This is a genomic window from Flavobacterium sp. (assembly GCF_044369455.1).
Classification (GTDB): Bacteria; Bacteroidota; Bacteroidia; order Flavobacteriales; family Flavobacteriaceae; genus Flavobacterium.
The window spans coordinates 282,337-303,718 of sequence record NZ_JBIPLW010000001.1; the positions used below are offsets into that span (position 1 = coordinate 282,337).

A 21,382-nucleotide genomic window follows, 5' to 3' on the forward strand; every position below is an offset into this window, starting at 1 on the left:
CTTTTAGTTTATTAATGTAGTTTACTCAAAATCAGTTATATTTGGGTTCTTTAAAACCAAGCCATGAAGAAAACATTCCTTTCATCATTCCTCTTTCTTTTAGGAATTTTAACTAAAGCTCAATCGCAACAATGTGACTCGACATTTACCGATCCTGCCGGAGCCAATGCTAATTATGCTAACGCTAGTGATTATATAGTCACTTTTTGTCCCAATGCTCCAGGCGAAGTGGTAACGGTCACTTTTACAATTTTTAATACCGAAGCTAATTTTGATGCTTTATATGTATTTAATGGAAATACGATAAATGCAACCCAAATACCTAGCAATAATCCTGCTGGAAATGTGCCTGGTGGATTGGCTGGAGGTTACTGGGGAACCACTATTCCTGGACCATTTACTTCAACAAGTGCTGATGGGTGTTTGACTTTCCGATTCAGAAGTGATGGAAGTGTCAACAATCCCGGCTGGGTGGCTAATGTGACTTGTGCACCACCTCTTCAAGTTTGTGCAATACCAACAGCTTTATCAGTAGCAAACATTACACCAGCATCTGCTACCTTAAATTGGACAAGTAGCGGTTCTTCCACAGAATGGGAAACACTAGTACTCCCTGCAGGTTCACCAGTACCAACGGCTAATTCAATAGGAATTATTACTCAAGTAATTCCAACTAATATTACATCGCTATCGCCAAACACCTGCTATACCTATTATGTAAGAACTATTTGTTCTGAAACACTTAAAAGCAATTGGTCAGGCGGATTTAATTTTTGCACTTTAACTGCTCCGCCTGTTTGTGGTGGTAACTTTGTAGATGCGGGAGGAACAGCTGCAGCGTATCCTGCCAACTCTAATGTAACAACTATTATTTGTCCTACTACACCGGGAGATTCAGTAACAGTTACTTTTACTTCATTTAACACGGAAGCTACATGGGATGGACTTTATGTTTATAACGGTAATGCAGTAGTGCCAGCAAACATTATTGCGAGTGCTAATCCCGCTGCAAACGTACCAGGAGGTATTGCTGGTTCCTATTGGGGAACTGCAATTCCTGGGCCATTTACCTCAACTGCAGCCGATGGTTGTTTAACCTTTGTTTTTAGAAGTGATGGAAGTGTCAACAATCCCGGCTGGGTTGCCAACGTAACCTGTGCTCCGCCACCTACTTGTAGAAACCCTACAACAATAACAACAAACACCCTTACATCGAATTCAGTTATATTGAACTGGACACAACCAACAAACCCAGATAGTAGTGTTGCTTCTGCATGGCAAGTTGTAGCTTTACCCTGTGGTTCACCTGCTCCAGTTGGAAATCCAACAACAGGGGTAATTTTTAACAACGTAACATCAAATCCATTTACACTTACAGGTTTAACACCTGCAACATGTTATGCTATCTACATAAGAGCGATATGTAGTGTTTCAGACAGCAGTACTTGGGCAAGCGCTGCAAATATCACAACTCTTGTTGCACCGCCTGTTTGTGGTGGTAACTTTGTAGATGCGGGAGGAACAGCCGCTGCTTATCCTGCCAACTCTAATGTAACAACCATTATTTGTCCTACTACCCCAGGAGATGTAGTAACAGTTACTTTTACTTCATTTAACACGGAAGCTACATGGGATGGACTTTATGTTTATAACGGTAATGCAGTAGTGCCAGCAAACATTATTGCGAGTGCTAATCCAGCTGCAAACGTACCAGGAGGTATTGCTGGTTCCTATTGGGGAACTACTATTCCTGGACCATTTACCTCTTCAGATGCTACTGGTTGTTTGACATTTGTTTTTAGAAGTGATGGCTCGGTTCAAAATGCAGGTTGGGTTGCCAATGTTTTTTGTGCACCTGATGCGGACAAAATTGTTTTGGTTGCTTTTGTAGATGCAAATAACAATGGCATTAAAGACACTGGAGATGCATTATTCCCTAATGGTTCATTCTTATATCAACAAAATAATAATACTACGGATATTATTGGCTATTCTCCTTCTGGTCAATTTGCACTGTATGATACCAATCCGGCTAACACTTATAATTTTAGTTATCAAATTCAACCAGAGTATGCAGCTTATTATAATTCAGGTACAACAAACTATACTAATATTAGCATACCTGTTGGAAGTGGAGCTCAATTTTTATATTTCCCAGTAACTTTAACGCAGTCCTTTAATGATGTGACCGTATCAATTGCACCTATAAATGTCCCAAGACCTGGATTTACCTATATAAATAAAATTACATACAAAAACTTGGGTGTAGCCGCAACAGGAGGAACCATAACTTTTATAAAACCGCCACAAATTACTACATTAACAGTGAGTCAGGCCGGAACCACCACAAACACCACTGGTTTTACGTATAACTTCACGAATCTTTTACCCAACGAAACTAGAACTTTCAATGTTACGATGACAGTCCCGTTAGTTCCCATAGTCAATATAAATGAATTGCTAACGGCTACAGTGACTATTTCTGCTCCATCTAATGATATTAATTTGACGAATAATTCAAATTCAAATTCCCAAATTGTGGTGAATTCATTCGATCCGAATGACAAAATGGAATCCAGAGGAAAAACAATTCCATTCAATCAATTTACACAAGATGACTACTTCTTTTACACCATTAGATTTCAAAACCTTGGAACGGCAGATGCTATTGATGTAAGAATAGAGGATGTTCTTAATGCCAAAATAGATGAAACCAGTGTTTTGATGGTAAGTTCAAGTCATAACTATACTATGAAGCGAATTAACAACTTACTCGTTTGGGATTTCAAAAATATATATCTATCACCTTCAATTATTAATGATGCTGGAAGCAAAGGTTACGTTCAGTTTAAAGTAAAACTAAAACCTGGATTTCAAGCGGGCGATATTATTCCGAATAATGCATCCATTTATTTTGATTCCAATCCAGCTGTTGTGACAGCAACTTTTAACAGCAAGTTTACCGTTCCGTTGGGAATAACAACTTTTGATGACAATAGTTTGGTATTGTATCCAAATCCGACAAGTAATTTGGTTCAAATAGATTTAATTAATACAAATGAACAAATTAACAGAATTGTCATTTATGATATGCTTGGAAAAGCAGTAAAAACAATTGTTGTAACTACTACTTCTAGTGTATCAGTTGATGTTTCTGATGTATCCAAAGGAATGTATTTACTAGAGATTACTTCGGAGAACAATTTGAAAATCAACAAAAAATTAATCATCCAATAACAATCAACTTAAAAAAACCTCTGAGAAAAATATTAGAGGTTTTTTTTATTTATTCAACCACCAAATACTGGCATTAAGAATTGTGGCAAAACTTACCCAAGCCAAATAGGGTAACAATAAAAATCCTGCGAGTTTATCAATCTTTTTAAATTGATTATAGGTTTCGAATATCAGTAACCAAAGCAAAACAATTTCAATCAACGCTAAAAGTGGATTTTGTAAACCAAAGAAAAGGTAAGACCACAGTGCATTTAATGCTAATTGAATAGCAAAAAATCCAAGTGCTTTTTTTACAGTTTTCTGTTCAAATTCACTTGTCCAAACTAATCCTGCTGCTATTCCCATCATGATATAAAGCAAAGTCCAAACCGGAGCAAATATCCAATTGGGTGGATTAAAAACGGGTTTAACCAAAGTTGGATACCATGTGGTAATACTTTCACGCGTTACGGTTCCGGACAAGTAACCAACGCTAACACATACGAGAACGATTAAAACTATTTTTATTATCTTTTGCATACTTTTTTTAATGATTTCAAATATAAGAAACGAAAATCAGTTGTTTAATAAAAAAAGTATCTTTGCAATAAATTTTAATTTTATGCTTTCTGAACAGGATTTTATTGTGAATGATAATACAACTTCAGTTGAAAAAGGAACTTTTCAATGGAGTGCTCCAAGTAACATCGCCTTAGTAAAATATTGGGGTAAAAAAGAAAACCAAATTCCGGCAAATCCTTCGATTAGTTTTACATTAAACAATTGTAAAACGATAACTAATTTGGCTTTTACCAAAAAACACTTCGACAAGCTCAGTGTGACAAATAATAGGTTTTCATTTGATTTGCTTTTTGAAGGCAAACCCAAAGAAGAATTTAAACCCAAAATTCAAAAATTTTTTGAACGGATTGATGTTTATTGCCCTTATCTGAAAGATTATCATTTTACAATTGATACCGAAAATACGTTTCCTCATAGTTCGGGAATTGCTTCTTCTGCTTCTGGAATGGCGGCTTTGGCTATGAATATTATGAGTTTGGAGAAAGCACTAAACCCAACAATGACAAATCAATTCTTTTTTCAAAAAGCTTCTTTCTTGGCACGATTAGGTTCAGGAAGTGCTTGTAGAAGTATCAAAGGAAATATAGTAGTTTGGGGGAAACATGCTGAAATTGAAGGCAGTTCGGATTTATTTGGTGTGGAATTTCCAGCTAAAATTCATGAGAATTTCAAGAATTATCAAGACACCATACTATTAGTTGATAAAGGCGAAAAACAAGTTTCGAGTACAATTGGACATGATTTAATGCATAACCATCCCTTTGCCGAACAACGATTTGCCCAAGCTCATGATAATTTGGCTAAAATAAAAATCATTTTTGAAACTGGAAATTTAGATGAGTTTATTCAAATTGTCGAAAGTGAAGCACTGACTTTACACGCTATGATGATGACTTCATTACCTTATTTTATTTTAATGAAACCTAACACACTGGAAATCATTAATACAATTTGGAAATTTAGAAACGAAACGAATATTCCAATTTGTTTTACCTTAGATGCGGGAGCAAACGTACATATTTTGTATCCCGAAAACGTTAGAGAGCACGTTTTGCAATTTATTAAGGACGAATTAGTTGGCTATTGTCAAAATGGTAACTATATTTGTGACACGATTGGAAACGGAAGTCAAATTTTAACCTAGTTACAACTATGGATATTCAAGCAGAAAAAATATCGTTAGCGCAGTTATTACTTAAGACAGAGGATGTTACAATTTTAAAAAAGGTTAAAGCTATTTTTAATACACAAAAAGAAGATTGGTGGGATGAATTAAGTACTGCTCAAAAAGAAGCTATAAATGAAGGGTTGGATGATTTTGAAAATGGAAGAACTTTTTCTTATGAAGAGGTAAAAAAACAGTTAGGAATATTTTGAAAGAATTGATTTTTACTGAAAGAAGTCTCAAAGAAATAAAAAACATTTCTGAGTTTATTACAGCAAAATGGTCTATAAGAGTAAATTTAATGTTTTTGAATAAATTAAAATCCAACTTTGATTTATTACTAATCAATCCAGAAATTTTTCCACCTATACAGCAAAACAAATTAAGGAAATGTGTTGTTTCAAAACAAACAACAATTTTTTATAAAATAGAAAAAAATCAAATTATCATCGTTTCGGTTTTCGACACAAGACAAAACCCTTTAAAAATTAATAAAATAAAATAATTTTCTTGCCCATGAAAGGACCCTTATTTTACTCAAAAATTCTACTCTTTGGAGAATACGGAATTATTAAAGATTCTAAAGGTTTATCAATTCCCTATAATTTTTACAACGGTGCGTTGAAGGTAGATGAAAATCCATCTGTTGAAGCTATACAATCCAACGCAAGTCTCAGACGATTTGTTACTTATTTAGAAAATCTTCAACAAGAACAACCCGAACTAGTAACTTTCAATATGGAAGTTCTAAAAACCGATGTGGAACGTGGTATGTATTTCGATTCTAGTATTCCACAAGGTTATGGTGTGGGAAGTAGTGGCGCATTAGTGGCTGCTATTTATGATAAATATGCCCAAAATAAAATCACCGTTTTAGAGAACTTAACGCGTGAAAAGCTGTTGCAATTAAAAGTTGTTTTCTCTCAAATGGAATCGTTTTTCCACGGAAAAAGTTCAGGTCTTGACCCTTTGAATAGTTATTTAAGCATTCCTATTTTAATAAATTCAACAGATAATATTGAAGCAACCGGAATTCCATCACAAAGTACCACTGGAAAAGGCGCTGTCTTCTTGTTAGACTCAGGAATTGTTGGCGAAACTGCTCCAATGGTTACTATTTTCATGGAAAAACTAAAAGAAGAAGGTTTCCGTAAAATGCTTAAATCGCAGTTTATAAAATATACCGATGCTTGTGTTGAAAATTTCTTGGGTGGCGATATGAAATCCTTATTTGCCAATACCAAGCAATTATCAAAAGTGGTTTTGAACAACTTTAAACCTATGATTCCCGAACAATTTCACGGCGTTTGGCAACACGGAATTGACACTAACGATTACTACTTGAAACTTTGTGGTTCTGGTGGTGGTGGTTATATTTTAGGTTTTACCCAAGATTTAGAAAAAGCTAAAAAATCGTTGAAAGACTATAAATTGGAAGTGGTTTACCAATTTTAATTTTCTATAATGCTTAGCCGAAAAACCAAATTGCTACTGCTGAAAATCGCCAGCATGTTTTCTGTTATTCGTGGCTATAACATCCCCATTATTGCTTTAGCGCAATATTTATCTGCAATCTTTATTTTGGCTCCAAACAAAAGAGCTCTTGATGTAGTTTTAGATTTTAACCTTTTTATAATTGTTATTGCATCAAGTTTAACAATCGCATCCGGTTATATTATCAATAATTTTTACGACAGCAAAAAAGACCTAATCAATCGTCCCAACAAGTCCATGTTAGACCGATTAGTGCGTCAAAAAACAAAGCTTCAAGTTTATTTTGCAGTAAATTTTATTGTTTTTCTATTGGCTTTTTTTGTTTCTATCAGAGCGGTTTTTTTCTTTTCGACTTATATTTTTCTGATTTGGTTTTATTCTCATAAACTCAAAAAAATAGTAGTTATTGGAAATTTGACAGCATCGTTTCTTGCCGTTCTACCCTTTTTTGCCATCTTGTTGTATTACAAAAACTTGTATCCTCAAATTTTTGCACATGCCACATACCTGTTTTTATTGTTATTGATTCGCGAAATGATTAAAGATTTAGAAAACATAAAAGGTGATGTTGCCAATAATTATCAAACCATCCCGGTGCTTTTTGGGGAAAACTTCTCAAAAAAAATAATTTCAGTACTTACGGTTTCTACTATAATTCCTATTTATTTTTTGATTGAAATTTTTGAAGTAGGTTATATGGATATTTACTTTTATGTGAGTTTGATTGTTTTGATTTTTTTTATACAAAAACTTTGGAAATCCGAAACTAAAACGGATTATCTAATGCTTCATAATATCCTTAAATTTCTTGTAGTTTCGGGTGTATTTTGCATTGTGCTCATCGAACCAGAAGTGCTTATTCGCGGAAAGAGAATTGTAGAAATTATCGTTAAATAGAAACTCAACTTCAGTTCAATTGTAAAACCATTTTTCAGATTTCAATATATTCTTAAGTTAAGAATTCTGTTCATTCTGAGTTAAAACAATCCATAGCTTTTTACTTCATAAAAACGTATCTTTGCATTCAAAATAAAAGAATTATGAATAAGAAGGACGGCAATAACAAAAGAGAAGGTGCTAGACCAACTAGTGCTAGATCAAGTTCTAAAAAGCCAACTCCTGGTGGTATGCCAAAACGAGCTCAATCACCAAAAAAAGAAACTCGAGGCAAAGCCGAACACAGCGGTGCTGAAGCGCCAAAAAGAGCTCCTAGACCAGCAAAGTCGATACAAAACAATGTTTCAAAACCATTGAAATCAGACGATATTCGTTTGAATAAATACATTTCAAACTCGGGTGTTTGCTCGCGACGTGATGCAGATATTTACATTCAATCAGGAAATGTAAAAGTGAATAATGTGGTGATTACCGAAATGGGGTACAAAGTAAAACCTGGCGATGTGGTGAACTTCGACGGTTCGGTTTTAACACCAGAACGCAAAGAATACCTTGTTTTGAACAAACCAAAAAACTTTACTACTTCCAACGAAGATGATGCCGATCACAGAAATGTATTGGAGTTGGTTCGTGGTGCAACCAAAGCGAATATTCAACCCATTGGAAGAATGGATAAAAATACCACTGGCTTATTATTGTTTACAAATGATACCGATATGGTTCGTAAATTTAGTTTACCCAACCAAAAATCAGCAAAAATTTATCAGGTTTCGTTAGATAAAAACTTGAAGTTTGAGGATTTAGAAAAAATATCCAATGGCGTTACCCTTGATGGTCACAAGCTTTATGTTGATGAAATCTCGTATATCGAAAATGAGCCAAAAACAGAAATCGGCTTGAAACTTAGAACGCCGAATGTCAAAGTAGTTCGTGCTATTTTTGAAAGTTTCAACTATGATGTCATCAAAATTGACCGTGTTGCTTTTGCAGGTTTAACCAAAAAGAATTTACCACGTGGCAATTGGCGTTTTTTGACCGAACAGGAAATTATCAATTTGAAAAACGTTTGAAAAACAATATATTTGTAATTCAAAAAACAACTAATTATGAAAAATATATATCACTTTTCAATGATGATTTTTTTATCATTGCTTTTTATTAACTGTAAATCAGAAAAGAAAACTCAAGATTTTACAGCAATAACCGATTCCTATTTTGATGGTAAAAATGAGTTAAATCCATTGGATGCAACACTTAACGGACAAAGCGAATACAACGACCAATTGGTTTTTGAAATGACCGAAACCTACCGAAATAAGCGCAGAGCATTTTTTGAAAAATTCGCAACCGAAATAAAAACTATTGACACTACGCAACTTTCTATTGAAGAAAAAAACAGTTACGACATTATAAAATGGGAAACAGAAATTGGATTGTCTCTCTTGGAGCAAAAAGCTAACTTAATCCCAATTCAACAGTTTGACGGAACACATTTAACGATAGGTCAGTTTGCAAGTGCCGAAAGTGCACAACCCTTCAAAACCGAGAAAGACTATAAAAATTTCTTGAAAAGAATAGATTTGTATTCCGTTTGGTTAGATTCAACGATGGTTTATATGAAAAAAGGAATGCAAGAAAAAGTAGTTTTACCAAAAGCATTGACTGTAAAACTCATTCCCCAATTTGAAGAATTAATTACTCCAAAAGTAGAAGACAATTTATTTTATTCGAGCTGTAAAAAATTCCCATCCAATTTTACTGAGGAACAAAAAAGCACTTTGTCAAAACAATATGCAACGGCAATATCTGAAAAACTTGTTCCAAAGTTTCAGAAATTTATAACTTTTATGAAAACGGAATATCTTCCAGCTTCAAGGGAAACAAGCGGTATCGGGAGTCTTAAAGGCGGAAATGAATTGTATAAAGTATATGTAAAACAATGGACAACAACGGATAAAACGCCGAATGAAATTCATGAATTGGGATTAAAAGAAGTAGCTCGTATCAGAACCGAAATGGAAAAAGTGAAAGCTCAAGTAGGTTTTAAAGGCACTATTAAGGAATTTTTTGATCATGTTAGAAACAGAAAAGAATTAATGCCTTTCAAAAAACCAGAAGAAGTAATTGCCAATTTTGAAAAAATCAACGAAACAATTAAACCAAATGTTGACAAGCTTTTTTCATTACAACCCAAAACGCCATTTAGGGTAAAAAGAACAGAAGCATTTAGGGAAAAAACAGCTAGTGCTGAGTATGTGAATGGTTCAGCTGATGGAACAAGACCAGGAACTTTTTATGTTCCAATTCCAGATATAACCACTTACAATTACTATGGAGATGAAGATTTGTTCTTGCACGAGGCCATTCCGGGTCATCATTTTCAAATTTCTTTGCAACAAGAAAACGCAGCTTTACCCGATTTTAGAAAGTACAATTGGTTTGGTGCTTACGGCGAAGGATGGGCTTTATACACCGAAAGTTTAGGAAAAGAATTGGGATTGTATACTGATCCGTATCAATATTTTGGGATGTTAGGCAATGAAATTCACCGTGCCATTCGTTTGGTTGTGGATACAGGAATGCATTCAAAAGGTTGGACACGTGAGCAAGCCATACAATATTCATTAGACAACGAAGCAGAGAGTGAAGCCAGTATTATTGCCGAAATAGAGCGCTACATGGCTTGGCCTGGTCAAGCATTATCATACAAAATAGGTCAACTAAAAATCTTGGAATTACGCCAAAAAGCACAAGATAAAATGGGAGCTAAATTTGACATCAAAGTGTTCCATCAAAAAGTATTGGAATCTGGAGTGATGCCATTAGCACTATTAGAAAAGAAAATCAATAATTGGATTGCAACAGGGAAGAAAAAGTAATAAAAAAAGTCCAAAAAATGTGTTTTTTTTATGTTAGATTTTAATCTGAAAGTAATACTAAGTATGAAGATCATTACTGTTACCACTAAAAAAACGCTACCAAAGATTAGCGTTTTTGATGTTGATAATTAAGAATGCAAATCATATCGAATTTCTAGAAAATTCTATCACTTTAATCTTTCTAACAAGAATGGCTTTTATTTAGTTTGTTTCGTGTTTTATTTGGAAAGCCAAGATTTAAAATCACCCACTTTTTCAATTGCAACAAAAATATTCTCACCATCGAAACTAGGCTTTAAAGTCAATTTGATTTTAGATTTTGAAACATAATACATTTCAACAATAGCGTTTAGAGAAATTAGAAACTTTTTATTTACTCTATAAAAATCGATTGGATTTACTTCTTCTTCAATTTTCTTTAAACTTTGTTCTAGAGGTAATTTTTTTCCATCAAAAAGGCAGGCAAAAGTTAGTTTATCTTCTGAAAAAAAATAAGCGATATTATCAATAGATATTGACTTTAATTGATTATTCAACTTAACTAAAAAACGATTTCGATATCTGGATTCCATATCCATCATCATTTTACTATAATTAGGAAATGTTGTAAGACTTTTATATTTATCTATACTCTTTTTTAAATTTGATATTGAAATTGGCTTTAAAAGATAGTCAATACTATTTACTTCAAATGCCTTAATTGCATATTCTGAATAGGCAGTAACAAAAATAACAGGACAAGTAACATTTACTTCCTCAAAAATTTTAAAACAATAATCATCAGAAAGATTAATGTCCAAAAAAATTAGATCTGGTATACTATCGCTTAAAAAAGAAATAGCCTCTTTAACTGAGTCAATCACTTCAATGACCTTCATTTCAGGTTCAATCGACTCAATCATTTTCTTTAATCTCTCCGCTATCAATATTTCATCTTCGATAATAATTACTTTAATCATAACTCGACTTAATTAAAGGGATTTCAACTCTAAAAACATTGTTTTCAATTTTAAAAGTAGGTACTCCACAATTTAGTAAAACATATTGTTTCTTAATACTTTTCATTCCAATTCCAAAAGATTCAGTTTTTACAGAATTTATTTTGGGATTAAAATTATTCTCAATTATCAATTGCTCTTCTCTAGTATAGATACTAATTAACAAAGGATTATGTTTATCAAATACTGTATGTTTTAAAGCATTTTCTATTAATATCTCAAGCGTTAGAGGAGGTATTAAATAATCCAATTTAGAAACGTCTACAGAACTCTCAAGTTTTATTAATCCTTGATGGCGAATCATTTGAAGTTCAAAATAAGAATTCAATAGTGTAAGTTCTTCAGATAAAGTAACTAAAATTTCATCAGAATTAGTGAGACTGTATCGAAAAACATTGGATAATTCCTCAACAAATTTTATCGCTTTTTCAGGTTCACTATCAATTAAACTAGTAATGCTACTAAAACAATTAAAAAGGAAATGAGGGTTAAGTTGATTCTTAAGTGACATATATTTATCATTAAGATTTTCAATCTCATTTTCTTTTAACCTTATTTTTAATTCCTTTTTTTCAAATTCATTTTCCAAATAAATCTCAAATAAATAGATAAATAAAACAACACTACTTACAATAATTAGAATGGCAAAAAAAAGCGTGTCAAAAAATATCAAACCTTGGTCATCATTAAATAATACCAAGGAAATTAGTCTCAAAAGAAAACTAAAAAATACAATTGTAATAATACTGACGAAAAAAAGGAATGTTCTTTTCTCGAATAATTCAATTCTTTTATAATAATTACTTTCAACTGTCTTCTTCCTTATCAAATAAATTAGAAAGATAAAAGTAAAACTTAGGGGAAATAAAAAAATTTGATCTTGTATAGCTTCAAAAAAAGAACTTTCATTATAGTCTTCTAAAAAATTCAAAAAACTAAATATAAAGCAAATTATACTATACAAGATCAATCTATTCTTCATTCCTAAATTAAAATTACTCAATCAAAATACTATCCTCTACAATATCTACTGCATAAAAATAACCTAAAATTCTATTTTTGGGATTACTAATGTTAATTATATTACTTTTTATTGATGCTGGAGGCGGATTTCCAATAAATGAAATTCCTTGATTACCTGTTTGAGTAAACAATTCGAAAAGAAATTGATAATATTTTTTTGAAATTGCTAATTGCTGGGCCTTTGCTATATCACCAATTTTAAAAGAAACTTCTTCATTAGGGTTAACTCCAATTCTTTGTTGTCCATCAAAAAATTCATCTGAAACAATAAGTGTTTGATTATTACCCGGATCAGGGACTATTGTAAAAACATTATTTTTAAAAACTCTGTAGTAATAATAATTTTCAACTCCTATTGGATCGGTAGAGTCAAACTTTATAAAAAACCCTTCATCTGTAAAAAGGGTTTCCTCTTCCAATTCATAATAAAAATTGTCAAATAAAGGGACTTGATTTAATGTGTCTGATCCTACATAGGTTTCATTATTCCAAATTATTGTTATAGTATAGGTTTTCCCAATTTCTGGAAGTAAGATGTTATTACTGTAGTTGCCATTACCAGAGTGAGTAAAATTCCACGTTGTAACCCCATCTGAAACAGTAACAACAGCATCTAAAACACCTTGGTTTGGTGTATTAGTTAAGAAGGGCAAAGTTTTTGTCAATCTAATAGCTTGAAAGGTGCTATTGGAATTCCTTTCAATTCCTCCTTCAATTACTAACCTTTCAATTGAATTTAGAGTAACATCATTGGTAACGTCTTCTTCACACGATGTAAATACTGTTATTGCAATGACCAAAATAAATATGTTTTTTAAATTTTCCATTTTTAAAATTTTTTAATTTAGAATAGTATTATTGATTTGAATTTAAAATTTGAATTCATAAGTTACACTTGGAACAATTCCAAAGAATGATAATTTAATAGCCTCAGTATTGCCTGTTGCGGTTTCAACATCATTTACTTCACTTACTTCTCTAAAATATATTGAAGCTGCATTTTGTCTGTTGTATAAATTTGCGATACTAAAAATCCATTTACCTGTTTTATTTGTGCCTTTTTTTGGGTTTAAAGTAGCCGAAATATCCAATCGATGATAAATAGGAAGTCTGTTTCCGTTTCTTTCACTATAGTCTGCAACAACTAAACCATTTTGTTCATATCGCCCTGTTGGATAGGTGACAGGTCTACCAGTACTAAGAGTGAAAACGCCGCCAAAGTCCCATCTTGAATTGGTTTTATAAAACCCTACTAGATTCAAACGGTGTAATTGATCTGCATTGTTAGCATAATATTCATTATTATTAATTCCATTCACTTTATTTTCACTTCTTGAGAGCGTATAACTTAACCAACCTGTCAACTTTCCTTCATTTTTATTTAACAAAAACTCTAAACCATATGCTCTTCCAACTCCTTGTATTACTTGTGTTTCAACGTCTTCTCTGAAAAGCAAATCGGCTCCATCTTTAAAATCGGTTACATTTGATAGTTTCTTATAATATGCCTCTATTGAAAAATCATATTTATTCTCTTTAATTTTAGAAAAATAGCCAATGGCTACTTGATCTGAAAACTGTGGTTTAATATAAGGTCCACTTGGTGTCCAAACATCTAAGGGAGTAGGAGATGTTGTATTCGTTACAAGATGAATATATTGAAACATTCTGTTATAACTTGTCTTTAATGAGTTATTATCGTTAATTAAATAGCGCATTGAAAATCTTGGTTCTAGATTATTAAACTGCTTAATAACTTTTCCAGAACTATAATTTTCAGTTCCAATAACATCATTCTCGGTAAACACATTAAAAACAGTATCATAGCTTAACGGTTTGCCTGTTTCATATATTCTAATATTTTCTGCACCTAATCGCATAAAGTTTGAAAATCGAATACCTGCTTCAATATTTATTTTTTCATTCAAGTCAAGATTTGAATCTAAATAGATACCATTTTCTAATGCAAAATTATTTTGAAACTTATCGGAGTTAATATTGGAACCATCTAGAGGTGATATTTTACCTGGGTTAAACTTAAAATAAGTGAAATCAATACCGGTTTTAAATGTTGCTTTTGAACTCGCATACCAAGTTAATTTAGGTTTTAAATTAAAGTTTGTAATGGCTGATTCCCATTTAAATTCTGAACCCGATCTAAGATTGTCCAATTCATAAACATAGTTTGAAAAAATACCTGATGTTTGAAAAAATAGCTTTTCATTAATAGTATTTGTCCATCTCAAAGTACTAATTACATTTCCCCAAGAAGTTCCTAAAAATTTAGGTAATTCAAATCGATCTCTACCAAAATAACCAGATAGGAATAATTTGTTATTCTCGTTCAAGTCATAATTAGCTTTCAAATTTAAATCATAAAAAAACAGTTTATTGTCTCTAAACTCTGAACTTAAAAATGTAAATGCGTCAACATAAGATCTTCTCCCAGCAAACATGTAAGAACCTCTTCCAACACCAAGCGAGTCTTTTTGTATTGGACCTTCTACTAACACTCTACTTGCTATTATCCCAATGCCCGCTTCTCCGTTAAATTTATTTTTGTTTCCTTCTTTTTGTCTAACATCTAAAACGGATGACAATCTACCGCCATAACTCGATGGAATTCCTCCTTTGTATAGTTTGACATCTTTAATAGCATCTGAATTGAAAACAGAAAAAAATCCAAACAAATGTGAGGCATTATAAATAGTAGCTTCGTCTAATAAAATTAAGTTTTGATCTGCACTTCCTCCTCTTACATTAAAACCTGATGATGCCTCGTTGACACTTGAAACCCCTGGAAGTAATTGAATAGATTTAAGTACATCAGGTTCTCCTAAAATTGCAGGTAATTTTTTTATTGTTGCCGCTTTCAGTGTATTAACACTCATTTCAGCACTTTTTACTTTGTAGTCAATTTTAGATGATTTTACAACTACTTCATTTAGACTAAATGAGTCGTCTTCTAATTTAAAATCAATTTTAATGTTAGATTTTATTTCAATTTTTTTTTCAATAGTTTTATAACCAATATAACTTACATAAATTGTATGTTTACCTTCTTCTAATGAAAAGGAATAAAAACCATACTCGTTAGTTACCGTAAACGCTTTATTATCAGTGTATACATTTACACCATATAATTTTTCACCAGTCTTCGCATCTCCAACATATCCTGAAACATTGAACTTATTTTGGCCATAGGAGATAAAAGCCAAAAATAAAAAATAAATTAAACTAAGGTTTTTCATAAAGAACTATTTTTAAATTACGAATCAAAAATAGGATCTAGTCCAAAATATTGATTTGAATTTCTGATGAAACCTTACTTTTCCTGATAAACCTCGATTTTTTTTTAAATTATAGATTAGTGCTAATTAGAGTAAATTTTAGGATGGTAATGCAGAAAAGGTATCTGTAGTAGGGACATTCCCGAAGCTTCGGGAGAACCTACACAAAAAAAAAGTTCCAACTTATGTTGAAACTTTTGTGCGGGTAATAGGACTCGAACCTACACGCCTTGCGGCACCAGATCCTAAGTCTGGCATGTCTACCAATTTCACCATACCCGCAACACGAGCGCTAGCGAACTGGCGCCAGCAAATGTGAGTGCAAATATAGTTATTATTTTGAAATTCCAAAGGACAAATCCCAAATTCCAAAAAAACATCTTTAGCTATCTTAAATTGGAATTTGGAATTTTAAATATTGGAATTTCAATTCGTATATTTGACGGTATTAATTAACAACTACAATGGACACTATAAAAAACTACGTTCAACAAAATAAGGAACGTTTTATCAATGAATTAATCGAATTATTAAAAATTCCTTCCGTAAGTGCGGATAGCGTTTATGCTCAAGATGTAATTAACACCGCCGATGCCGTAAAATCTAGTTTAGAAAAAGCAGGCTGTAGCGTTGTAGAAATATGCGAAACACCGGGTTATCCAATTGTGTTTGGAGAGCACATCATCGACAAAAATCTGCCTACTGTTTTGGTTTACGGACATTATGACGTGCAACCGCCAGATCCACTAGAACTGTGGACTTCGCCACCATTTGAACCCGTTATTAAAGTTACCGAAATTCATCCTGAAGGCGCCATTTTTGCACGTGGTGCTTGCGATGACAAAGGACAAATGTATATGCATGTCAAAGCTTTTGAATATATGATTGCTAACAACTGCTTGCCTTGCAATGTGAAATTCATGATTGAAGGCGAAGAAGAAGTAGGTTCCAAAAGTTTGAGCTGGTTTGTAGAAAACAATCAAGAAAAATTAAGCTGTGATGTGATTTTGATTTCCGATACGGGAATGATATCCAACCAACAACCAAGCATTACCACTGGTTTGCGTGGTTTAAGCTATGTTGAAGTGGAAGTTACTGGTCCCAATCGCGATTTACACTCCGGATTATATGGCGGTGCCGTTGCCAATCCAATCAATGTGTTGACGAAGATGATTGCTTCCCTTCATGATGAAAACAATCACATTACCATTCCCGGATTTTATGATAAAGTAGAAGAATTAACCGCTGCCGAAAGAGCCGAAATGGCCAAAGCACCTTTTTCTTTAGACCATTATAAAAAGGCCTTAGATATCGATGATGTTTATGGTGAAACGGGTTATGTAACCAATGAAAGAAACGCTATTCGTCCAACTTTAGACGTCAACGGAATTTGGGGCGGTTATACTGGCGAAGGTGCCAAAACCGTCATTGCCAGCAAAGCGTATGCAAAAATTTCGATGCGATTAGTCCCAAACCAAGATTGGAATGAAATTACTGAATTGTTTAAAAAACACTTTGAAAGTATTGGTCCAAAATCGGTGAAAGTAAAAGTGACACCACATCATGGCGGACAAGGATATGTAACGCCAATTGATAGTATTGGATACAAAGCAGCAAATAAAGCATATACCGAAACTTTTGGAGTTCCCGCTATTCCGGTTCGTTCTGGGGGAAGTATTCCTATCGTGGCGTTGTTCGAAAAAGAATTGAAATCAAAAACTATTCTGATGGGATTTGGCTTGGATTCGGATGCCATTCACTCACCTAATGAACATTTCGGAATTTTTAATTACTTAAAAGGAATTGAAACCATTCCGTTGTTCTATAAGTATTTTGTGGAGTTGAGTAAATAGAAATTCTTGCAAAGTCGCAAAGTCTCAAAATCCGTTTATTCTTAATTGAGTGAACGGATTTTTTTGGGCGTTCCCTCGTTGCGCAAATATATTGCTTTAAAGAAGTTATGATTAGCAACGAGGTCGGGCTTTCCGTTTCAATCTGTCATTGCGAGGAACGAAGCAATCCATCTAGCCATAATTGATTCGCAATGTCAGGATTTCCTCTTCAATCCCTAACGCAAGAAAATAATTATCTCAAATAATATAAAAACCTTTCAGTTTTAGACTTTTTTTATTGACTAATCTTTTAAAAATTGTTTAACAAAAGTCAAATTTTCTGTTTTAATTTTCAAATAATAACTCCCCTTAGACAAATTAGAAACATCAATACTTTGTTGATTACCTATCGCCTTTTGAATAATTTGCCCCATGCTATTATATAATTCAATGTCAGATATTTCTAAATTATCTTTTGATATTAATTGTAATACATTTGTTGTAGGCACAGGGAAAATTTTGAATTGATTTTCAAAATCAAAATAAGTAACACCTAGATTTTCAATTACAGAATTGGTAGTATTAGTGATGATTGGAAAATTATAATCAAAATAAATACTCGCTTGATTTGAAAAATTTATTCCCTGTGTCACAGATGGTAATAGTTTTATTTTGAAAACAACATAACCATCATTGCTGGCATCATCAAAAGGTAAATTTATATTTTCAAAAATGAACTCCACTTTATTTCCTGCGATTCTCGTATAAAAATTATGACTTCCGATGACAGCTGTTAAGGTTGTTATGTCAAATTTACTCATATCAATAATATCTTTTACCACAATATTTTGTGCCGGAAATGTTCCTGTATTTTCAAATCGGATTTTATAGGAAACATAACCCCCAATAAAATCAGTGCCTAATGTTTCGCCTTCCAAACAGATTTTATCATTCGGGTCAAAGGAATTCACCAACGTTTGATTCAATAAATGGTTGTTTGGAAAAGGTTGAACCACTCCGCTTTCAGCAATTGATGTTGTAAAATGCAGCACATCGCCACCATTCAACGGTGGCGTTTCCATTGGTTGGTTCAGATTAAATGTGAGGATTATGGTTCTGATTTCAAAAGGCATTAAATTGTCAAACGACCAATTCAAAGTTCCGCCTGAATTGGTTATTGGCAATATTGAAGCTGAAACAAAATCCAAAACAGCATCGGGAAAATTCAGGATTATCGTTCCGCTATCAATAGTGTTTCCGGTATTCTTATATACTATTTTATAATTTGAGTCAAAACCCGGAACTGCCGGGTTAAGTGGAATTAATGTGATTTCAAAATCATGCAATGGTGTTCCCGCTGCTATACAAAAATTTTGTGTTATTGGGCTATTTTGTGATGGGAAATTAACCACTGAATTAGATGGCGAAACTATAAATCCTGTAGGGTTTTGAATAATCGGTGTAATGGTATGTGTCCCTTGACCAACATTCAATACATAATTTCCTGAAGCATCAGAAATGATGGTGCCTGTTTCCGTTCCGTTACTTATAGTGAATTGTTGGTTGGGTATGGCAAAATCGCCAGCATCACAACCATTGCCGTTAGAATCAAATTGTGTTGACCCATTTACTGTATAAAATGTACCGCCTGGCGTGAAGCTACAATAAGAATTAACTTGTACCTGATTTTGAAGCCCCAGTTGATTGATCCGTGTCTGAAAGAAATCTCGCTCTCCTTCGTCAACACATAGATGCGATAGAGCAGGGCAACCCGTTATACTCAGATTCAAACCCGAAATTTGGAATATAAATCCTCCTTCATCACAAGTAACATCATAATAATTAAATCCATTCTTGAAACGAATATTTGTAAGATTGGGTGAGCCACTAATACTTACTCTCGGACGTATTCCCGCGCAATCAGGTAAATTATTATAATTACCCAAATCCAAATGTGTACTGTTTAAAGCTGAGTAATACACTTCCATTGGCTGATAAGGACCAAAAACAATACTATTCAGATTGTTGTTTCCTGAAATATTAAGCACGGAGCTGTTTGTATCGAAACTGCCAAAATTTGAAAGATCTAAAGTGGTAAATTGATTATTGCTGATGTTTGTATAAAAATATCCTCCTGTGCTACCAATTACCTGCATAGATGACAAATTGTTATAGCTTAAATTAAGAAAATCCATATAAGTGTTATTAAAGGTCAAATTGGTCAATTGATTGTGACTTAGGTCAACACTTTCATGATACCCGGGAGGAATGATAAACGAAGTAAGATTGTTGTAGGATGCCAGTATATTTCCATCTCCATTCAATTGAAATGATACATCAATAGTTGTCAAGTCATTATGGCTAACATCGAGCGAATTTAAAGTAATAGAAGGACTAAGAGTTAAGGTCGTCAACAAATTATTGTTACAATATAAGTTTTTTAAACTTACAAAGTAATTAATTCCAGTTAAATCAGAAATATTAGCATTGGAAACATCCAATTGCCACACATTGATTACTTCACTCACTTCAATTTCACCATCGTTATTGGCATCAAGATATACATCATTATAATTATTGTCAACAGCCACATAAGGTTGCATCAATTTAGCTTTAAAATTAGGATCTGGAAAATTGATTATCTGTCCGTTGGCAAATAATGTGAAAACGAGCAGCATAAGAAAATATAATTGTTTCATAAAGGAAAATTTATAATACAAAGGTAAGTAAATTAAAAACAAAAGAATAATTATAGTAGACTAATTTTGAACACCTTACAATAAACTTTATCTTTTGGCGTTATATTTGTATCATCATCATCAAAAAAATCAATCATCATGTTAAAACGTTTTTTCCTCCTTTGTTCTGGTGCCGATAGTGACATTGTGAACTCTTGTTCCAACGGCGAACAAAACAAATACGCTGGCATTGGCGCCACTGTGTTTTTTACAGCAGTTATGGCTTTTATTGCTGGTAGTTATGCGCTTTATACCGTTTTTGACAATCACTATATTGCTATTGCTTTTGGATTAGTTTGGGGATTTTTAATTTTCAACTTAGACCGATTTATCGTTTCAACCATAAAGAAACGAGACAGTTTTCTAGACGAATTGATTCAGGCATCTCCACGTATTGTTTTGGCGGTTATCATTGCAATTGTAATTTCAAAACCATTGGAGATTAAAATCTTTGAAAAAGAAATCAATACGGTTTTACTAAAGGTGAAAAACGAAATGGCGATTGCCAATAAAAATCAGGTGGCGAATTATTTCAAAACGGATGTCGATAAAAACAAAGCGGAAATGGACAGTTTGAAATCGGGCATTGCTAAAAAAGAAAAAGAGGTTGCCGATTTATACCAATCTTACATCACCGAAGCGGAAGGATCGGCAGGAACTAAAAAAATGGGGAAAGGTCCGATTTATAAAGAGAAACGAATGGCTCATGATTTGGCTGTCAAACAACTGGATTCGTTGAAAATAAACAATACCAAAATCATAGCCGAAAAAGAAGCAAGAGCCAAAACGTTGCAAACCGATTTGGATAAAAAAGTGAGCGAAACCCAACCTATTATTGACGGTTTTGATGGATTAATGGCGCGAATCAATGCGCTTGGGAAATTGCCATCGCTTCCTTCTTTATTTATAATGTTGCTATTTTTAGCGATTGAAACTTCACCCATCATTGCCAAATTATTATCGCCAAAAGGAGAATATGATTTCAAGCAAGAAGATTTAGAAATGGGCATCAAAAATGTGATTTCTCAAAACCGGTATCAAAGCGAATTGCAGAAGAAAACCGATGCCGAAATTTATGATAAAGTCTATGCTGACATCAGAGATGATAAGGAGTTATACAACTATAAGAAAAAAGGCGCCACCGAATTACTTAAACTTCAGGCCGATGGTTTTGTAGAAAAGCAGCGAAAATCAATGTGATTTTTTAACCACAAAGCACACAAAGAAGGCACAATGAGCACAAAGAAAACCCAATATTATAAAGTATT

At 33.1% G+C, this 21,382-nt stretch carries 16 protein-coding genes and 1 tRNA gene; 10 read left to right on the plus strand and 7 right to left on the minus strand.

Annotated elements, in window-relative coordinates:
• Nucleotides 1-63: 63 nt before the first annotated feature.
• Entirely contained in the window at nucleotides 64-3,237 is a 3,174-nt protein-coding gene (locus ACIQ2L_RS01195) for a T9SS type A sorting domain-containing protein (RefSeq protein WP_396155625.1), read from the plus strand.
• A gap of 45 nt (nucleotides 3,238-3,282) precedes the next feature.
• On the opposite strand, the gene ACIQ2L_RS01200 is transcribed toward ACIQ2L_RS01195, so the two are convergent.
• Nucleotides 3,283-3,756 (minus strand): TspO/MBR family protein, encoded by a 474-nt coding sequence (locus ACIQ2L_RS01200; protein ID WP_396155626.1) that lies wholly within the window; start codon nucleotides 3,754-3,756, stop codon nucleotides 3,283-3,285.
• An 82-nt stretch (nucleotides 3,757-3,838) separates the two neighbouring features.
• On the opposite strand from ACIQ2L_RS01200, the gene ACIQ2L_RS01205 reads away from it, so the two are divergent.
• The 7 genes from ACIQ2L_RS01205 to ACIQ2L_RS01235 all read left to right on the plus strand — a co-directional run bounded on the left by ACIQ2L_RS01205 (nucleotide 3,839) and on the right by ACIQ2L_RS01235 (nucleotide 10,233).
• Complete coding sequence (locus ACIQ2L_RS01205) at nucleotides 3,839-4,942, plus strand: diphosphomevalonate/mevalonate 3,5-bisphosphate decarboxylase family protein (protein ID WP_396155627.1); 1,104 nt, start codon at nucleotides 3,839-3,841, stop codon at nucleotides 4,940-4,942.
• An 8-nt stretch (nucleotides 4,943-4,950) separates the two neighbouring features.
• Nucleotides 4,951-5,175, plus strand: a complete 225-nt coding sequence (locus tag ACIQ2L_RS01210) for a hypothetical protein (RefSeq protein WP_396155629.1) — start codon at nucleotides 4,951-4,953, stop codon at nucleotides 5,173-5,175.
• Nucleotides 5,172-5,468 (plus strand): type II toxin-antitoxin system RelE/ParE family toxin, encoded by a 297-nt coding sequence (locus ACIQ2L_RS01215; RefSeq protein ID WP_396155631.1) that lies wholly within the window; start codon nucleotides 5,172-5,174, stop codon nucleotides 5,466-5,468. Before ACIQ2L_RS01210 ends, ACIQ2L_RS01215 begins: the two co-directional genes overlap by 4 nt.
• Before the next feature lie 11 nt (nucleotides 5,469-5,479).
• On the plus strand, nucleotides 5,480-6,418 hold the full coding sequence (locus tag ACIQ2L_RS01220; RefSeq protein ID WP_396155633.1) for a mevalonate kinase: 939 nt from the start codon (nucleotides 5,480-5,482) through the stop codon (nucleotides 6,416-6,418).
• 9 nt (nucleotides 6,419-6,427) lie between these two features.
• Entirely contained in the window at nucleotides 6,428-7,354 is a 927-nt protein-coding gene (locus ACIQ2L_RS01225) for a geranylgeranylglycerol-phosphate geranylgeranyltransferase (protein WP_396155634.1), read from the plus strand.
• A gap of 143 nt (nucleotides 7,355-7,497) precedes the next feature.
• The gene (locus ACIQ2L_RS01230; RefSeq protein WP_396155636.1) at nucleotides 7,498-8,424 is read left to right on the plus strand and encodes a pseudouridine synthase; all 927 of its coding nucleotides are present in this window, start codon (nucleotides 7,498-7,500) and stop codon (nucleotides 8,422-8,424) included.
• Nucleotides 8,425-8,460: 36 nt separating this feature from the next.
• Nucleotides 8,461-10,233: a DUF885 domain-containing protein gene (locus ACIQ2L_RS01235; protein WP_396155638.1), complete on the plus strand. Its 1,773-nt coding sequence runs from the start codon at nucleotides 8,461-8,463 to the stop codon at nucleotides 10,231-10,233.
• Nucleotides 10,234-10,451: 218 nt separating this feature from the next.
• Here the strand turns inward: ACIQ2L_RS01235 and ACIQ2L_RS01240 are convergent, their stop codons facing one another.
• From ACIQ2L_RS01240 to ACIQ2L_RS01260, 5 genes are all read right to left on the minus strand, one after another.
• Nucleotides 10,452-11,192, minus strand: a complete 741-nt coding sequence (locus tag ACIQ2L_RS01240; RefSeq protein WP_396155639.1) for a LytR/AlgR family response regulator transcription factor — start codon at nucleotides 11,190-11,192, stop codon at nucleotides 10,452-10,454.
• The gene (locus ACIQ2L_RS01245) at nucleotides 11,185-12,162 is read right to left on the minus strand and encodes a sensor histidine kinase (protein WP_396155641.1); all 978 of its coding nucleotides are present in this window, start codon (nucleotides 12,160-12,162) and stop codon (nucleotides 11,185-11,187) included. Before ACIQ2L_RS01245 ends, ACIQ2L_RS01240 begins: the two co-directional genes overlap by 8 nt.
• A 64-nt stretch (nucleotides 12,163-12,226) precedes the next feature.
• Complete coding sequence (locus ACIQ2L_RS01250) at nucleotides 12,227-13,081, minus strand: DUF4249 domain-containing protein (RefSeq protein ID WP_396155642.1); 855 nt, start codon at nucleotides 13,079-13,081, stop codon at nucleotides 12,227-12,229.
• 42 nt (nucleotides 13,082-13,123) lie between these two features.
• Nucleotides 13,124-15,505, minus strand: coding sequence for a TonB-dependent receptor domain-containing protein (locus ACIQ2L_RS01255; protein WP_396155644.1), 2,382 nt, complete (start codon nucleotides 15,503-15,505; stop codon nucleotides 13,124-13,126).
• Between the two features lie 239 nt (nucleotides 15,506-15,744).
• Nucleotides 15,745-15,826: transfer RNA gene (locus ACIQ2L_RS01260), tRNA-Leu, on the minus strand.
• Between the two features lie 182 nt (nucleotides 15,827-16,008).
• Between ACIQ2L_RS01260 and ACIQ2L_RS01265 the strand changes: the two genes are divergently transcribed.
• On the plus strand, nucleotides 16,009-17,397 hold the full coding sequence (locus tag ACIQ2L_RS01265) for a dipeptidase (RefSeq protein ID WP_396155646.1): 1,389 nt from the start codon (nucleotides 16,009-16,011) through the stop codon (nucleotides 17,395-17,397).
• Nucleotides 17,398-17,678: 281 nt separating this feature from the next.
• Here the strand turns inward: ACIQ2L_RS01265 and ACIQ2L_RS01270 are convergent, their stop codons facing one another.
• Nucleotides 17,679-20,075: a T9SS type A sorting domain-containing protein gene (locus ACIQ2L_RS01270; protein ID WP_396155648.1), complete on the minus strand. Its 2,397-nt coding sequence runs from the start codon at nucleotides 20,073-20,075 to the stop codon at nucleotides 17,679-17,681.
• A gap of 138 nt (nucleotides 20,076-20,213) precedes the next feature.
• Between ACIQ2L_RS01270 and ACIQ2L_RS01275 the strand changes: the two genes are divergently transcribed.
• The gene (locus tag ACIQ2L_RS01275) at nucleotides 20,214-21,314 is read left to right on the plus strand and encodes a DUF4407 domain-containing protein (RefSeq protein ID WP_396155649.1); all 1,101 of its coding nucleotides are present in this window, start codon (nucleotides 20,214-20,216) and stop codon (nucleotides 21,312-21,314) included.
• Nucleotides 21,315-21,382 lie beyond the last annotated feature (68 nt).

Excerpts from the sequence above, each read along its gene's own strand:
- ACIQ2L_RS01205 (WP_396155627.1), top strand. The coding sequence starts at position 3,839 with ATGCTTTCTGAACAGGATTTTATTGTGAATGATAATACAACTTCAGTT.
- ACIQ2L_RS01265 (WP_396155646.1), top strand. The coding sequence starts at position 16,009 with ATGGACACTATAAAAAACTACGTTCAACAAAATAAGGAACGTTTTATC.
- ACIQ2L_RS01200 (WP_396155626.1), bottom strand. The coding sequence starts at position 3,756 with ATGCAAAAGATAATAAAAATAGTTTTAATCGTTCTCGTATGTGTTAGC.
- ACIQ2L_RS01220 (WP_396155633.1), top strand. The coding sequence starts at position 5,480 with ATGAAAGGACCCTTATTTTACTCAAAAATTCTACTCTTTGGAGAATAC.
- ACIQ2L_RS01195 (WP_396155625.1), top strand. The coding sequence starts at position 64 with ATGAAGAAAACATTCCTTTCATCATTCCTCTTTCTTTTAGGAATTTTA.
- ACIQ2L_RS01235 (WP_396155638.1), top strand. The coding sequence starts at position 8,461 with ATGAAAAATATATATCACTTTTCAATGATGATTTTTTTATCATTGCTT.
- ACIQ2L_RS01270 (WP_396155648.1), bottom strand. The coding sequence starts at position 20,075 with ATGAAACAATTATATTTTCTTATGCTGCTCGTTTTCACATTATTTGCC.
- ACIQ2L_RS01250 (WP_396155642.1), bottom strand. The coding sequence starts at position 13,081 with ATGGAAAATTTAAAAAACATATTTATTTTGGTCATTGCAATAACAGTA.
- ACIQ2L_RS01225 (WP_396155634.1), top strand. The coding sequence starts at position 6,428 with ATGCTTAGCCGAAAAACCAAATTGCTACTGCTGAAAATCGCCAGCATG.
- ACIQ2L_RS01210 (WP_396155629.1), top strand. The coding sequence starts at position 4,951 with ATGGATATTCAAGCAGAAAAAATATCGTTAGCGCAGTTATTACTTAAG.
- ACIQ2L_RS01230 (WP_396155636.1), top strand. The coding sequence starts at position 7,498 with ATGAATAAGAAGGACGGCAATAACAAAAGAGAAGGTGCTAGACCAACT.
- ACIQ2L_RS01275 (WP_396155649.1), top strand. The coding sequence starts at position 20,214 with ATGTTAAAACGTTTTTTCCTCCTTTGTTCTGGTGCCGATAGTGACATT.
- ACIQ2L_RS01240 (WP_396155639.1), bottom strand. The coding sequence starts at position 11,192 with ATGATTAAAGTAATTATTATCGAAGATGAAATATTGATAGCGGAGAGA.
- ACIQ2L_RS01255 (WP_396155644.1), bottom strand. The coding sequence starts at position 15,505 with ATGAAAAACCTTAGTTTAATTTATTTTTTATTTTTGGCTTTTATCTCC.